General features: G+C 60.5%; 13 protein-coding genes. 5 read left to right on the top strand and 8 right to left on the bottom strand.

Annotation, left to right across the window (positions count from 1 at the left end; translation table 11 throughout):
- Window positions 1–47: 47 nt before the first annotated feature.
- Window positions 48–1,187, bottom strand: coding sequence for a glycerate kinase (locus QIW53_RS01625; protein WP_371047952.1), 1,140 nt, complete (start codon window positions 1,185–1,187; stop codon window positions 48–50).
- Between the two features lie 137 nt (window positions 1,188–1,324).
- A complete protein-coding gene (locus QIW53_RS01620; protein ID WP_371047951.1) occupies window positions 1,325–2,428 on the bottom strand; it encodes a sugar diacid recognition domain-containing protein in 1,104 nt (367 codons plus the stop codon).
- A gap of 139 nt (window positions 2,429–2,567) precedes the next feature.
- On the opposite strand from QIW53_RS01620, the gene QIW53_RS01615 reads away from it, so the two are divergent.
- Together QIW53_RS01615 and rarD are read left to right on the top strand one after the other, a co-directional pair.
- Window positions 2,568–3,581: an aldo/keto reductase gene (locus QIW53_RS01615; RefSeq protein WP_371047950.1), complete on the top strand. Its 1,014-nt coding sequence runs from the start codon at window positions 2,568–2,570 to the stop codon at window positions 3,579–3,581.
- A gap of 194 nt (window positions 3,582–3,775) precedes the next feature.
- Window positions 3,776–4,657 (top strand): EamA family transporter RarD, encoded by an 882-nt coding sequence (gene rarD, locus QIW53_RS01610; RefSeq protein ID WP_371047949.1) that lies wholly within the window; start codon window positions 3,776–3,778, stop codon window positions 4,655–4,657.
- Between the two features lie 138 nt (window positions 4,658–4,795).
- Here the strand turns inward: rarD and hppD are convergent, their stop codons facing one another.
- The gene (gene hppD, locus QIW53_RS01605) at window positions 4,796–5,872 is read right to left on the bottom strand and encodes a 4-hydroxyphenylpyruvate dioxygenase (RefSeq protein WP_371047948.1); all 1,077 of its coding nucleotides are present in this window, start codon (window positions 5,870–5,872) and stop codon (window positions 4,796–4,798) included.
- Between the two features lie 430 nt (window positions 5,873–6,302).
- On the opposite strand from hppD, the gene QIW53_RS01600 reads away from it, so the two are divergent.
- Both QIW53_RS01600 and QIW53_RS01595 read left to right on the top strand, forming a co-directional pair.
- Window positions 6,303–7,829 carry an EAL domain-containing protein gene (locus tag QIW53_RS01600; RefSeq protein ID WP_371047947.1) on the top strand — a complete coding sequence of 509 codons (1,527 nt, stop codon included), beginning with the start codon at window positions 6,303–6,305 and terminating at the stop codon, window positions 7,827–7,829.
- 235 nt (window positions 7,830–8,064) lie between these two features.
- Window positions 8,065–8,427: a histone-like nucleoid-structuring protein, MvaT/MvaU family gene (locus QIW53_RS01595; RefSeq protein WP_371047946.1), complete on the top strand. Its 363-nt coding sequence runs from the start codon at window positions 8,065–8,067 to the stop codon at window positions 8,425–8,427.
- Window positions 8,428–8,593: 166 nt separating this feature from the next.
- On the opposite strand, the gene QIW53_RS01590 is transcribed toward QIW53_RS01595, so the two are convergent.
- On the bottom strand, window positions 8,594–9,118 hold the full coding sequence (locus QIW53_RS01590) for a DUF4946 domain-containing protein (protein ID WP_371048076.1): 525 nt from the start codon (window positions 9,116–9,118) through the stop codon (window positions 8,594–8,596).
- A 144-nt stretch (window positions 9,119–9,262) separates the two neighbouring features.
- Between QIW53_RS01590 and gloA the strand changes: the two genes are divergently transcribed.
- Window positions 9,263–9,784: a lactoylglutathione lyase gene (gloA, locus tag QIW53_RS01585; protein WP_371047945.1), complete on the top strand. Its 522-nt coding sequence runs from the start codon at window positions 9,263–9,265 to the stop codon at window positions 9,782–9,784.
- 194 nt (window positions 9,785–9,978) lie between these two features.
- Here gloA and ahpF read toward each other — a convergent pair whose 3' ends face one another.
- The 4 genes from ahpF to galU form a co-directional block, all read right to left on the bottom strand.
- Window positions 9,979–11,544, bottom strand: a complete 1,566-nt coding sequence (gene ahpF, locus QIW53_RS01580) for an alkyl hydroperoxide reductase subunit F (protein ID WP_371047944.1) — start codon at window positions 11,542–11,544, stop codon at window positions 9,979–9,981.
- A gap of 126 nt (window positions 11,545–11,670) precedes the next feature.
- Complete coding sequence (ahpC, locus tag QIW53_RS01575; protein ID WP_007975937.1) at window positions 11,671–12,234, bottom strand: alkyl hydroperoxide reductase subunit C; 564 nt, start codon at window positions 12,232–12,234, stop codon at window positions 11,671–11,673.
- Window positions 12,235–12,497: 263 nt separating this feature from the next.
- Entirely contained in the window at window positions 12,498–13,850 is a 1,353-nt protein-coding gene (gene gorA, locus QIW53_RS01570; RefSeq protein WP_371047943.1) for a glutathione-disulfide reductase, read from the bottom strand.
- Between the two features lie 130 nt (window positions 13,851–13,980).
- Window positions 13,981–14,820, bottom strand: coding sequence for a UTP--glucose-1-phosphate uridylyltransferase GalU (galU, locus tag QIW53_RS01565; RefSeq protein ID WP_003182953.1), 840 nt, complete (start codon window positions 14,818–14,820; stop codon window positions 13,981–13,983).
- Window positions 14,821–14,844: the final 24 nt, after the last annotated feature.

The following is a 14,844-nucleotide window of genomic DNA, read 5'->3' as shown; positions in this document are numbered from 1 at the left end:
GTGTGTCAGGCACTGGGAATGTTGAATGTGCCCCGCGAGGCATTCATTCAGGCGCGCACGGCAATCCGCCAGACCCGGGCAATATCGCTCGCCCGCTCTGCCAGCAATCGCGGGGCTTCAGCGCAGGCTTGCTCCAGGGTCATAGGCCCGCTGGTCAGGGCAAACGCGGCATCGATGCCGTGCTCGTACAGGTCCTGGTAACCCTCGCCCAGGGTGCCGGCGATCACGATCACCGGCACGCCGTGCTGCCGGGCGATGCGCGCCACGCCGAACGGGGTTTTGCCGCGCAGGGTCTGTGCGTCGAAACGGCCTTCGCCGGTGATCACCAGGTCAGCGCCCTTCACTGCCTCGGACAGCCCCACCAGTTCCGCGACCACTTCGACCCCGGCCTTGAACTGCGCACCGAGAAACGCCTTGGCGGCGAAGCCCAGACCACCGGCCGCACCGCTGCCCGGTTCGTCGCGTACATCATGCTTGAGGACCTGCGCGCACTGATCGGCGAAATGCCCGAGCGCCTGGTCAAGCTGTTCAACCTGCTGCGGCGACGCGCCTTTTTGCGGGCCGAAAATCGCCGAAGCGCCGTGGGGGCCGCAGAGCGGATTGTTGACGTCGGCCGCGATGTCGAAGCGCACGTCGGCCAGGCGTGGATCCAGCTCGCTCAGGTCGATGCGCGCCAGTTGCGCCAGCGCCAGTCCGCCCGGTGACAGGGTTTGCCCCTGAGCGTCCAGCAACTTCACGCCCAGCGCCTGCATCGCCCCCGCGCCGCCATCGTTGGTGGCGCTGCCGCCAATCGCCAGGATCACCCGTTGCGCCCCGGCGTCCAACGCAGCGCGGATCAGCTCACCCGTGCCGTAGGTGCTGCTGACGCAGGCGTCACGCTGACCCCGCGCCACCAGCTGCAAACCACTGGCTTCGGCCATCTCGATGATCGCGGTGAGGCTCTGGGGCAACCAGCCCCACGCCGCATCGACCGAGGTGCCCAACGGCCCGCGCACGCTGGTGCGGCGCAACTGGCCTTCACAGGCGGCGAGAATCGATTCGACCGTACCTTCGCCCCCGTCCGCCATCGGGCATTTGACCAACTGTGCATCGGGCCAGACAGCCGACCAGCCGAGGGCGATGGCGTCGGCTACGCCCTGGGCACTGAGGCTGTCCTTGAACGAATCGGGGGCGATGACAATCTTCATGGGGATTCTCCTGTTCCAAGGCTTTCATGCTGCCAGCCGCCTTGAACAATAACGCCGGGCCGCTGCACAAGGGGCGATGGCGTTTATTGTTCATTTCCACAATGGGGCATTCGCCTGTGACGCAGGCTGCAAACACCTCAGCTCTGCGGCAACAACTGCACCCCCAGGTACAGCGCCAGCATCCCGTCCAGTCGCAACGGGTCGACCCCGCTGATCTCGGCAATGCGCTCCATCCGGTACCGCAGACTGTTGCGGTGAATGCCCAGCGCATCGGCGCAGGCCTGGCTCTGGCCGTCGTGGTCGCACCAACTGCGCAGAGTCGCCAGCAACTGGCCGTTGCCGTCCCTGGCGATGAGATCGCGCAGGGGCTTGAGCAGTTCGTCCAGCGCATCGTCGTCACGATAACGCCAGAGCATCACCGGCAGGCGATAGCGCTCCAGGCTCAGCAATCGCACATCGGGCAGCACCTCACGGCCGTAAGCCAACAAGTCGGCCACCCGTTGCTGACCCCGGCGCAAACCGGCCAGGCCCTCGGCCTGCCCGCCCACGGCCACGCGCAAAATGCGGCCGCCGAGCTCGTCGAGTTTTTCCAGCAGCCGCTCATGGTCGATGGACGGGCTTGCTGCCCGGCACCACAGCAGCGATGACTTCGCCGGACTCACGCACCAACTGTCCGGGTAACGGGACGTCAGCCATGCACCCAGCGTCTCGACCGTTTGCCCCGTGCCCCCGTCCAGTTCGAACAGGTAGGGCACGCGCGCCAACTGCGGCTTGAGGCCCATCTGCTGCGCTTCGTCGATCAGCCGTGGCGAATCCCCCGCTTCGCTCAGCAGCAGGGCCAGCAGATCGTCGCAGCGCTGACGCCGCCATTGCTGCTCGGTCTGTTGATTACGCTGGGCCACCAGCATCTCTGCGGTCATGCGCACCAGTTCGGCGTAGGTGCGCAGCAGCTCGGGTTCGCCGGTGATGCCCAACACGCCAATCAAGCGCTGATCGAGCCACAACGGCAGGTTGATCCCCGGCTGCACACCCTTGAGGTGCATGGCCGTTTGCACATCGATCTCCACCACGCGCTCGTTGGCCAGCACCAACTGCGCGCCTTCGTGCCGGGTGTTGACCCGCTCCGGCTCGCCGCTGCCGAGGATCAAGCCCTGGCTGTCCATGACATTGACGTTGTAGGGCAGGATGGCCATGGCCCGGTCGACGATGTCCTGGGCCAGGTCGTGATCGAGTTCGAACATTGAGGGATCCTTGCATACATGAGGGTTGGGCAGCCTTCGCCCGCCTGGGCGATTCACGTTAACCCAACCCAAACGGTTTGCCACGCGCGAAATTTCTGCTATTTGATTGAAGCTCCCCCACCGGCAAAAGGACTTCATCATGAGCTACCGCACCTTGGGTCATTCCGGCTTGCAAGTGTCCACCCTGACCCTGGGCACCATGATGTTCGGCGAACAGACCAGCACCGAAGATTCCCTGCGGATCATCGACAAGGCCTGGGACCAGGGCATCAACTTCATCGACACGGCGGACGTTTACAGCGGTGGTCGCTCCGAGGAAATCGTTGGTGAGGCGATTGCCGGCAACCGCCACGAATGGGTCCTCGCGACCAAGGTCGGTTTCGGTCCGGTGGATGGCGTGCCGAATCGCACGGGCTTGAGCCGCAAGCACCTGTTCAACGGCATCGACGCCAGCCTGACGCGCCTGGGCACCGATTACCTCGACATCTATTATCTGCACCGCGAGGACCACAACACACCGCTGCAGGTGACCGTGTCGGCGATGGGCGACCTGATTCGCCAGGGCAAGGTGCGTTACTGGGGGTTGTCGAACTACCGTGGCTGGCGGATCGCCGAGGTGATTCGCCTGGCCGATCAACTGGGGGTCGACCGACCTGTCATCAGCCAGCCGCTGTACAACATCGTCAACCGCCAGGCCGAACCCGAGCAGATCACCGCCGCGCAGAGCTACGGCCTGGGCGTGGTGCCCTTCAGCCCGCTCGCCCGTGGCGTGCTCAGCGGCAAGTACGCCCCGGATGCCAAGCCCGATGCCAACAGCCGTGCCGGCCGCGCCGACAAACGCATCATGGAAGTCGAGTGGCGCGCGGAATCCCTGCGTATCGCCCAGCAGATCCAGCAATACACCCAGGAGCGGGGCGTGGGCATCGTCGAGTTCGCGATTGCCTGGGTGCTGAACAACAACGCCGTCAATTCGGCCATCGTCGGACCGCGCACCGAGGAACAATGGGACGCCTACACCAAGGCACAGGCCGTGAAGATCAGCGCCGAGGATGAAGCCTTCATCGATTCGCTGGTGACGCCGGGGCACGCCTCGACGCCGGGGTTCAATGACGTGGGGCATTTCGTGTCGGGGCGCACGCCGCGTTCGGCTTGAAATGATCGCGAGCCGGCTCGCTCCCACCGGTTTGATGCCAGCAAGGGAAACCGTGCCGGGCCGCGAGCTGGCTACGCCCACGATTTAGGCTAGGCTCTGAACTGTTGTGAATTTTGATCACTCGGCCAATATTCACAACAAAAAACCACGTATCCTCCGCCACCCGTTCAAACGTTCAATTTCGCGAGGACAGATTGTCTAAAGGTATCGCTCTATCGGTTTCAGCCTCGGTGCTGTTTGCCGTCATGTATTACTACACCTCTTTGCTCACGCCGTTGAATGGCGTGGAGATTTTCGGTTGGCGCATGTTGCTGACGGCCCCGTGCATGACGCTGTTCATCCTGCTGTCCGGTGAATGGAAGCGCGCGGTCGAGATTATCCGGCGCGTGGCGGCGCAGCCCCGGCTGATCGTCGCCCTGATCCTGTCGTCGGCCCTGCTGGGCGCGCAGTTGTGGCTGTTCATGTGGGCGCCGCTCAACGGCTACAGCCTCGATGTGTCCCTGGGTTATTTCCTGTTGCCGCTGGCCATGGTGGTGACCGGGCGCCTGGCCTATGGCGAACGCCTGTCGTACCTGCAAAAAGTCGCGGTGTTCTTCGCCAGCCTGGGCGTGGTCAACGAGCTGTACCAGGTCGGGGGCTTTTCCTGGGCGACGCTGGTGGTGGTCGTGGGTTACCCGCTGTACTTCGTGCTGCGCAAATGGCTGAAGTCCGACAACCTCGGCGGGCTCTGGGTGGACATGTCCCTGATGCTGCCGGTGGCCTACTGGTTCGTGCACGGCGGTGCTCAAGGCTTCGGCGTGTTCGACCAGCACCCTGCCCTGGTGTGGCTGATTCCGCTGCTCGGGCTGATCAGTGCCTCGGCGCTGGTGGTCTACATCATCGCCAGTCGTTTGCTGCCGTTCAGCCTGTTCGGCTTGTTGAGCTATGTGGAACCGGTGTTGCTGCTGGGCGTCGCGCTGTTGCTGGGCGAAAGCATCAAGCCCGGTGAATGGCTGACCTACATTCCGATCTGGATGGCGGTGCTGGTGCTGGTGTTCGAGGGGTTCAAGCATTTGATGCGCCAGCGTCGGCCTTGACCACACACAAAAACAATGTGGGAGCGGGCTTGCTCTGGGCGGCATTCCGACGAAGGCGGTGTGTCAGACGCTATTGACTTCGACTGACACACCGCCTTCGCGAGCAAGCCCGCTCCCACAATTTTACAGTGGTATCAGTTACTCCGCGTTCAACACCCCACGCCGCACCTGATCCCGCTCGATCGACTCGAACAACGCCTTGAAGTTGCCTTCGCCGAAACCATCGTCGCCCTTGCGCTGGATGAATTCGAAGAACACCGGCCCCATGAGGGTTTCCGAGAAAATCTGCAACAGCAGGCGCTTGTCGCCCGCTTCGGAAGAACCGTCGAGCAGGATGCCCCGCGATTGCAACGCGTCCACCGGTTCGCCGTGGTTCGGCAAGCGGCCTTCGAGCATTTCGTAATAGGTGTCCGGCGGCGCGGTCATGAAGCGCATGCCGATGTTCTTCAGGCGATCCCAGGTGCTGATCAGGTCGTCGGTGAGGAACGCCACGTGCTGGATGCCTTCGCCATTGAACTGCATCAGGAACTCTTCGATCTGCCCGGCGCCCTTGGACGATTCTTCATTCAACGGAATGCGGATCATGCCGTCCGGGGCGGTCATCGCCTTGGAGGTCAGGCCGGTGTACTCGCCCTTGATGTCGAAATAGCGGATCTCGCGGAAGTTGAACAGTTTCTCGTAGAAGTTCGCCCAGTACGCCATGCGCCCGCGATACACGTTATGGGTCAGGTGGTCGATGATTTTCAGGCCGGCGCCGACCGGGTTGCGATCGACCCCTTCGAGAAACACGAAGTCGATGTCATAGATCGAACTGCCTTCGCCGAAACGGTCGATCAGGTACAGCGGCGCGCCGCCGATGCCCTTGATGGCCGGCAGGTGCAGCTCCATCGGGCCGGTTTCGATATGGATCGGCTGCGCGCCGAGTTCCAGTGCACGCTTGTAGGCTTTCTGCGAATCCTTGACGCGAAACGCCATGCCGCACACCGAAGGACCGTGCTCGGCAGCAAAGTACGAAGCGACGCTGTGGGGTTCGTTGTTGAGGATCAGGTTGATCGCACCCTGGCGGTACAGGTGCACGTCCTTGGAACGATGGGTCGCGACCTTGGTGAAGCCCATGATCTCGAAGATCGGCTCCAGTGTGTTGGGCGTTGGCGATGCGAATTCGATGAACTCGAAGCCCATCAGGCCCATTGGGTTTTCGTATAAATCTGCCATGGTTGGCGCCTCATCATGCTGGTCAATTAACAAACGTTAGCTGCTCAAATGCTGAGGTCGGCGGGTGGCGCGCAGGAGATGCCCCGCACGCTGCGGGCGAGGAAGTCACCGTAGATCAGTTGAAACCCGAAGCTGTTCATGGTCGACCCAAGGCTCTGGCAGGCAAGACTTCTGCTGCCAGAAGATTATTATTGTATGCGTAAACCGATTCTACACAGCGTAAACAGGTTTGTCCGCCTCCTGTATCAAATCCCCTTTTTCGCGGCGCATGCAAGGCCTTTGTACCTGCACGCCGTTCGTCGTAGCCACGCGACGGGCGACACAGCCATGCACGCCAACTATCATGGCGCCTGAGCAAACTCTTCATGGAAGGCGTGTTTCAGCCCTGCCAGTCTTTGAGAGCCCACTTTCATCCTGACAGGTTGCGCGCATGCCCTTGACCGTCAAACCCCGCCGTACCCGCCTGGCGGTGACCGTATTGAGCGCTTTGCTGCCCATCGCATTGGGCACTGCGATTCTTTACCTGCAAGCGCAACGAGCCCTTGAGCACAGCACACGGCTGACCGCCGAAGAGGCCCTGCGCCAGTTCGAGCTGATGCTCGACAACACCGCCCAGGCCGCTCACGAATTGTTGCCGCTGGCCGGCCAACCCTGCGAAGAGGCCAAACTGGCCCTGCGCGAACAGGTGACCCGCCGTCCGTTCGTGCGCTCGACCAACCTGGTGTGGGAAGACAACCTCTATTGCAGTTCGTTGTTTGGCGACTACCAGGAAAAGGTCAACGCCGGCGACTACACCCAAGGCACGTTGTGGCTGATGAACGGCAACCCGGTAACGCCAGACACCGCGCTGCTCGTTTACCGCCTCAGCGAAGGACAACGGGGCGCACTGACGACGCTGGATGGTTATCACCTGAGCAACGTATTGCGCTTGATTGGCCGCCAGACCCTGCTGTTGCTGCGTGTCGGTCCGGATTGGCTGTCCGCCGACGGCCAGGTTCACCAGGGCCCCCTGCCCGCATTGCCCGTCGCCGAACACCAACTGAGTTCCAGCCGATACGACTTCAGTGTCGCGGCCGGCTTCCCCAAGGGCCAGACCTGGCGCTACATGCGCAGCGAGTACCCGTCCCTGTTCAGTCTGCTGATCTTTTTTGGCGCCGTGTCCGGTCTGATCGGGCATGTCCTGCAAAAGCGCTCGTCCTCACCCAGCCATGAGCTGCAACGGGCACTTGAGGCGGCGGAGTTCGTGCCCTATTTCCAGCCGGTGGTGCATGGCGCGAGCAAGCAATGGTCCGGCGCCGAGGTGCTGATGCGCTGGAATCATCCGAAAGAGGGCCTGGTACGACCCGACCTGTTCATCCCGTTTGCCGAGCACTCCGGCCTGATCGTACCGATGACGCGCTCATTGATGCAGCAGACCGCGCAACTCTTGGCTCCCCTTTCGCCCTCATTCAAGGAACCGTTCCACATCGGCATCAACATCACGGCCAGCCACTGCCAGAACCTGGAGCTGGTCGAGGACTGTCGGGCGTTTCTCGACGCTTTTGCGCCAGGCTCCGTGCACCTGGTGCTGGAGTTGACCGAACGCCAGCTTGTCGAGCCCACGCCCGTGACCCTGCACCTGTTCGAGCGGCTTCACGAACTGGGCGTGATGATCGCCCTCGACGACTTTGGCACCGGTCATTCAAGCCTGGTCTATCTGCGCCAGTTCAAGGTGGATTTCCTGAAAATCGATCAGACATTCGTTGGCATGATCGGCGTCGATGCCCTGTCCCGTCACATTCTGGACAGCATCATCGAACTCTCGGCCAAGCTCGATCTGGGCATCGTCGCCGAAGGTGTGGAGACGCCCGAGCAGAGTGATTACTTGAGCGCCCACGGGGTCAACTACCTGCAAGGTTATCTGTTTGGCCGGCCGATGCCCGGGGCGGACTTCATTAACGCATTAACGCATCATTAACTAGCAGCCTTATGCGACGGAACAACCAAACCGCGCCCCGTCTAGAATCTAGACAGCCCATCTTGTTACATGAAGAAAAAGTCAGGATTTACTCTTCGGCCATTAACTACTACAATTTTTCGTGCCTGCGGTAGATTGGCAGGCGAGCCACTTATCACCGAGTCGCTTCAAGGCTCTTGGCTTATAGCTTTGTTGGCGGTTGGTATCAGCCGAACACACTATTGGAGTAAAGATATTGTCCAGACTCGCTGAATTTCGTGCAGCTGAAAAGGCCCTTCAAGAGCAGCTCAAACAGCTGGAGTCCCTGAAGAATGATGCCGGGCTCAAGAAAGAAATCGAATTCGAGGAAAAGCTCCAGGCGCTGATGAAAACCTATGGCAAGGGCTTGCGTGACATCATTGCCATTCTCGATCCGAGCCCGCGTTCCGGCTCGCAACAGGCTGCCGCACCGAAAACCCGCCGCGCTCGCGTGGTCAAGGTCTATCAGAACCCTCACACCGGTGAACTGATTGAAACCAAGGGCGGCAACCACCGTGGCCTGAAAGCCTGGAAGGAACAATACGGTGCCTCTACCGTTGATTCCTGGGTACGCCGCTAAGCGCACCCGGTAAAAACAAAGCCCTGCTTCAAGCAGGGCTTTTTTTTGGATACTCAACAAATGCAACGATTTCAATCCCGGCAACAGGCTACTTGCCTGCTAACTTTGGGCTTAATTCCTTTGGGTATCTAACATCGCCGAAAGCGCGATATCACAACGGCGCCAACTAAAGTTTCAGACTGTTACGAGCGAGTGCTATTTCCTCCTCGCTGGCCTTATAAGCTTCGGCTTGCCCCGCGTAGGAAAAAACATACGCCTTATTGCCATCCACCGCCGCGACCAATGTTTGCGAGAGCACATGTCGCCCATTCTGGGTAATCGTGCAGGTGGTTTCCAGCGCCGTCAGCCGGCTCAAGGTCGCCGGGTGGATTTTATTGCACACGCTCTGGTAGCCGCCCTGGAAGAAGTCCTTTTGCACCGATTTGCGCATCTCCAGCAGCACGCCCTGCAAATTGACCTGGTGTCCACTCTCCAGCGGTGTAGCGGTCAATTCCATCACCATGACCGGCCCTCCGTCCTGATCGTGTTTCACTGCGCGCTGGCGTGACACCTGGGGCCTGGCATCGTCCTGGGGGACCGCTTCGATTTCCCAACCCTGCGGCCAGGTGACGCCGGGCGCATCGGCCTGTGCCAACGTGACAGCGGATAGCAGCCCAACCAGAACGAACAGCGATTTACAGGATCGGATCATTGCAATGAACACTCGCGGATTGAACCGCAAAGTGTGAGCCCAGGCCGTCGCGCAGGCAATAGACGACGCTTTGGGTTTGGTGATGCCTGCACCCTTGCGTATCATTGGCACCATTCAATAGCCCCACTTGTTTACGGAGGGCCCATGAGCCTGCACGAATTGAACACCTTCCCCGGCGTGACTGCCCAACCGGATACCGCGACCAGCCAGTTCGTCTTCAACCACACCATGCTGCGGGTCAAGGACATCACCAAGTCCCTGGACTTCTACACGCGTATCCTGGGTTTCTCGCTGGTGGAGAAACGCGATTTCCCGGAAGCCGAATTCAGCCTGTACTTCCTCGCGCTGGTCGACAAGGCCCAGATCCCGGCCGATGCGGCCGCCCGTACCGAATGGATGAAATCGATTCCCGGCATCCTGGAACTGACCCACAACCACGGCACCGAAAACGACCCGGACTTTGCCTACCACAACGGCAACACCGACCCGCGCGGTTTCGGCCATATCTGCATCTCGGTGCCGGACATCGTCGCCGCGTGCGAACGCTTCGAAGCCCTGGGCTGTGATTTCCAGAAACGCCTGAGCGACGGCCGCATGAAAAGCCTGGCCTTCATCAAGGACCCGGATGCGTACTGGGTTGAAATCATTCAGCCAGCGCCGCTCTAAAACCCCGTCCAAAAAACACCTGTGGGACCTTCTTTTGTGGGAGCGGGCTTGCTCGCGATTGCGGTGGTTCAGTACATATTCAAGGTAACTGACACACCGCAATCGCGAGCAAGCCCGCTCCCACATTTTGGAATGTGCGAAGCATAAAAAAACCCCATGATCGCTCATGGGGTTTTGTGTTTCAGGCGCTGGCGTTACGCCGGGGCCGAGGTGCGGATCAGGTGGTCGAAGGCACTGAGGGAAGCCTTGGCGCCCTCGCCCACGGCGATCACGATCTGCTTGTACGGCACGGTGGTCACGTCACCGGCGGCGAACACACCCGGCAGCGACGTCTCGCCACGGGCATCGACGATGATTTCGCCACGTGGCGACAACTCGACGGTGCCTTTGAGCCAGTCAGTGTTGGGCAACAAGCCGATCTGCACGAAGATGCCTTCGAGGTTGATCGTCTTGAACTCGCCTGAGTCACGGTCCTTGTACACCAGACCGTTGACCTTCTCGCCGTCACCCTTCACTTCGCTGGTCAGCGCGCTGGTGATGACATCGACGTTCGGCAGGCTGAACAGCTTGCGTTGCAGCACGGCATCGGCGCGCAGCTTGCTGTCGAACTCCAGCAGCGTGACGTGGCTGACGATACCCGCCAGATCGATGGCCGCTTCGACGCCGGAGTTGCCGCCGCCGATGACCGCCACGCGTTTGCCCTTGAACAGCGGGCCGTCGCAGTGCGGGCAGAAACACACACCCTTGGCCTTGTATTCCTGCTCGCCCGGCACACCCATTTCACGCCAGCGGGCGCCGGTGGCCAGGATCAGCGCCTTGGTTTTCAGGCTGGCGCCGCTTTCGAAGCGGACTTCGTGCAGCTCGCCGGGGTTCTTCGCCGGAATCAGCGCAGTGGCCCGTTGCAGGTTCATGATATCCACGTCGTACTGCTTGACGTGTTCTTCCAGGGCGCTGGCCAGCTTCGGTCCTTCGGTCTCCTGTACGGAGATGAAGTTCTCGATGGCCATGGTGTCGAGCACCTGACCGCCAAAACGCTCGGCCGCGACACCGGTACGGATGCCCTTACGGGCCGCGTAGATCGCCGCCGACGCACCGGCCGGGCCACCGCCGACCACCAGCACGTCAAAGGCGTCCTTGGCGCTGATTTTCTCGGCCTGGCGCTCGGCACCGCTGGTGTCGATCTTGGCGAGGATCTCTTCCAGGCCCATGCGGCCCTGGCCGAACACTTCGCCGTTGAGGTAGATGCTGGGCACGGCCATGATCTTGCGATCATCGACTTCGGCCTGGAACAACGCGCCGTCGATGGCGACGTGGCGGATGTTCGGGTTCAGTACCGCCATCAGGTTCAACGCCTGGACCACGTCCGGGCAGTTCTGGCAGGACAGCGAGAAGTAAGTCTCGAAGTTGAACTCACCCTTGAGCGAGCGGATCTGTTCGATCACTTCGGCACTGGCTTTCGAAGGGTGGCCACCGACTTGCAGCAGGGCCAGCACCAACGAGGTGAATTCGTGGCCCATCGGGATGCCGGCGAAACGCAGGCTGATGTCCTGACCGGGGCGATTGATCGAGAACGATGGCTTGCGTGCATCGTCACCGTTGTCGAGCAAGGTAATTTGAGTGGAAAGACTGGCAACGTCTTTCAGCAGTTCGAGCATTTCCTGGGATTTCGCACCGTCGTCGAGAGAAGCAACGATCTCGATCGGTTGGGTGACCCGTTCCAGGTACGATTTCAACTGGGCTTTAAGATTGGCGTCCAACATACGGGCGATTTCCTTTGATTGCGTGCATAAAAAAACGCCCGAGCGAATCTCGCCCGGGCGTCTTTACTGGGCGGTGCAGCTTACTGAAGAGGTGCGGAGTACCGCCCTGTGAAGCGTGTCACGGACTTAGATCTTGCCGACCAGGTCCAGGGACGGAGCCAGAGTGGCCTCGCCTTCTTTCCACTTGGCTGGGCAGACCTGACCTGGGTGAGCAGCGACGTACTGAGCAGCCTTGATTTTGCGCAGCAGCTCGGAAGCGTCACGGCCAACGCCGCCATCGTTCAGTTCAACGATCTTGATCTGGCCTTCAGGGTTGATCACGAAGGTGCCACGGTCAGCCAGGCCAGCTTCTTCGATCAGCACGTCGAAGTTGCGGGAGATGGCGTGGGTCGGGTCGCCGATCATGGTGTACTGGATTTTGCCGATGGCTGGCGAAGTGTTGTGCCAGGCAGCGTGGGCAAAGTGGGTGTCAGTGGAAACGCTGTAGATTTCGACGCCCAGCTTCTGGAACGCGTCGTAGTTGTCAGCCAGGTCTTCCAGTTCGGTCGGGCAGACGAAGGTGAAGTCGGCTGGGTAGAAGAACACCACAGACCACTTGCCTTTGAGGTCAGCGTCCGAGACTTTTACGAAGTCGCCGTTCTTGAATGCGTCAGCTTTGAAAGGTTTAACTTGGCTGTTGATGATAGGCATCGTTGACTCTCCGTCAGGGGTTGTGAAGTTGATGGAGAGAACTTTACCGGGTCGGTGGACGGTTGGCTCATTGGCAAACCTGATGCTGCTGATCGGTTTTGGCTATTAGCGGACGTTATTAATAGAAGAAAGGAATCTGAGGGCATCCGCTTCTGTGGGAGCGGGCTTGCTCGCGAATGCGGTGTGTCAGTCAATTTTCTGTATCTGACACACCGCATTCGCGAGCAAGCCCGCTCCCACAGGTTTTAGATCGAGGTGGTGCTTCAGACCGGCGTACGCATGGTCACGAACTCTTCAGCAGCCGTCGGGTGTACGCCGATGGTGTCGTCGAAGTCGCGCTTGGTCGCACCGGCCTTCAGGGCAATCGCCAGGCCCTGAACGATTTCGCCGGCATCCGGCCCGACCATGTGGCAGCCCAATACCTTGTCGGTCTTGCCGTCCACCACGAGCTTCATCAGCGTGCGCTCCTGGCAGTCCGTCAGGGTCAGCTTCATCGGGCGGAAGCGGCTTTCGTAAATCACCACCTCGTGCCCTGCGTCGCGGGCTTCTTCTTCGGTCAAACCGACGGTGCCGATGTTGGGCAGGCTGAACACCGCCGTCGGGATCATCTTGTAATCCACCGGGCGATACTGCTCGGGCTTGAACAGGCGACGCGCGACGGCCATGCCTTCGGCCAGTGCCACCGGGGTCAGCTGGACCCGGCCGATGACATCGCCCAGGGCCAGGATCGACGGTTCGCAGGTCTGGTATTGCTCGTCCACTTCGACGAAGCCCTTTTCGTTGAGCTTGACCCCGGTGTTTTCCAACCCGAGGTTGTCCAGCATCGGACGTCGGCCGGTGGCGTAGAACACGCAGTCGGTTTCCAGCACGCGACCGTCCTTGAGGGTCGCCTTGAGGCTGCCGTCAGCGTTTTTTTCAATGCGCTCGATGTCGGCGTTGAACTGCAGGTCCATGCCGCGCTTGGTCAGTTCCTCCTGCAAGTGTTTGCGCACCGAGCCGTCGAAACCGCGCAGGAACAGGTCGCCGCGATACAGCAGCGTCGTCTCGGCGCCCAGGCCATGGAAAATCCCGGCGAATTCCACGGCAATGTAGCCGCCGCCCACCACCAGTACGCGCTTGGGCAGTTCCTTGAGGAAAAACGCCTGGTTGGAACTGATCGCATGCTCGTGCCCCGGAATCTCGGGGATCTGCGGCCAGCCGCCCGTGGCAATCAGGATGTTCTTCGCACTGAAGCGCTCGCCGTTGATCTCGACCGTGTGCGGGTCGACGATGCTGGCGTGGCCTTCGTGCAAGGTCACGCCGCTGTTGACCAGCAGATTGCGGTAGATGCCATTCAGGCGATTGATCTCGCGATCCTTGTTGGCGATCAGCGTCGCCCAATCGAATCCGGCCTCGCCCAACGTCCAGCCAAAACCCGAGGCCTGCTCGAAGTCTTCAGCGAAGTGCGCGCCGTAGACCAGCAGCTTTTTCGGTACGCAGCCGACGTTGACGCAGGTCCCACCCAGGTAGCGGCTTTCAGCCACAGCCACCTTGGCGCCAAAACCCGCCGCAAACCGCGCAGCCCGTACACCGCCGGAACCGGCGCCAATCACATAAAGGTCAAAATCAAAGGCCATTTTCAGTCTCCTCGGCAGGCCATCAGCATACCCGCCGCCGTTCATTGGGCAAGCGCTGCAGCTTATTTGGGGGCAGAAAACAGAAAAGCCACCCGAAGGTGGCTTTTCAGTACAAGCAGCTCAGGCGCTATCAGTAAGCCTTGCCGGTCTTGTAGAAGTTCTCGAAGCAGAAGTTGGTCGCGTCGATGTAGCCTTCGGCGCCGCCACAGTCAAAACGCTTGCCCTTGAACTTGTAGGCCATGACGCAGCCGTTCTGGGCCTGTTTCATCAGGGCGTCGGTGATCTGGATTTCACCGCCCTTGCCTGGCTCGGTCTGTTCGATCAGGTCGAAGATGTCCGGGGTCAGGATGTAGCGACCGATGATGGCCAGGTTCGATGGCGCATCTTCCGGTTTTGGCTTCTCGACCATGCTGTGAACGCGGTAGATGTCGTCGCGGATCATCTCGCCGGCAATCACGCCGTACTTGTTGGTCTCTTGCGGATCGACTTCCTGGATCGCCACGATCGAGCAGCGGAATTGCTTGTACAGCTTGACCATCTGGGTCAGTACGCCGTCGCCTTCGAGGTTGACGCACAGGTCGTCCGCCAGCACCACAGCGAAGGGTTCGTCACCGATCAGCGGGCGGCCGGTCAGGATGGCGTGGCCCAGGCCTTTCATTTCGGTCTGGCGGGTGTAGGAGAACGAGCACTCGTCAAGCAATTTGCGGATGCCGACCAGGTACTTTTCCTTGTCGGTGCCCTTGATCTGGTTTTCCAGCTCGTAGCTGATGTCGAAGTGGTCTTCCAGGGCGCGCTTGCCACGACCGGTGACGATCGAGATTTCAGTCAGGCCGGCATCCAGGGCCTCTTCAACGCCGTACTGGATCAGTGGCTTGTTTACCACCGGCAGCATTTCCTTGGGCATGGCCTTAGTCGCTGGCAGGAAGCGAGTACCGTAACCGGCTGCTGGGAACAAGCATTTCTTGATCATAAAAGTCCTTGAAAAGGCTGTGTG

It is taken from the genome of Pseudomonas fluorescens, assembly GCF_041354075.1.
Classification (GTDB): domain Bacteria; phylum Pseudomonadota; class Gammaproteobacteria; order Pseudomonadales; family Pseudomonadaceae; genus Aquipseudomonas; species Aquipseudomonas fluorescens_CE.
The sequence above is the reverse complement of the archived record's forward strand: the minus strand, read 5'-3'. Positions and strand labels throughout refer to the sequence as shown.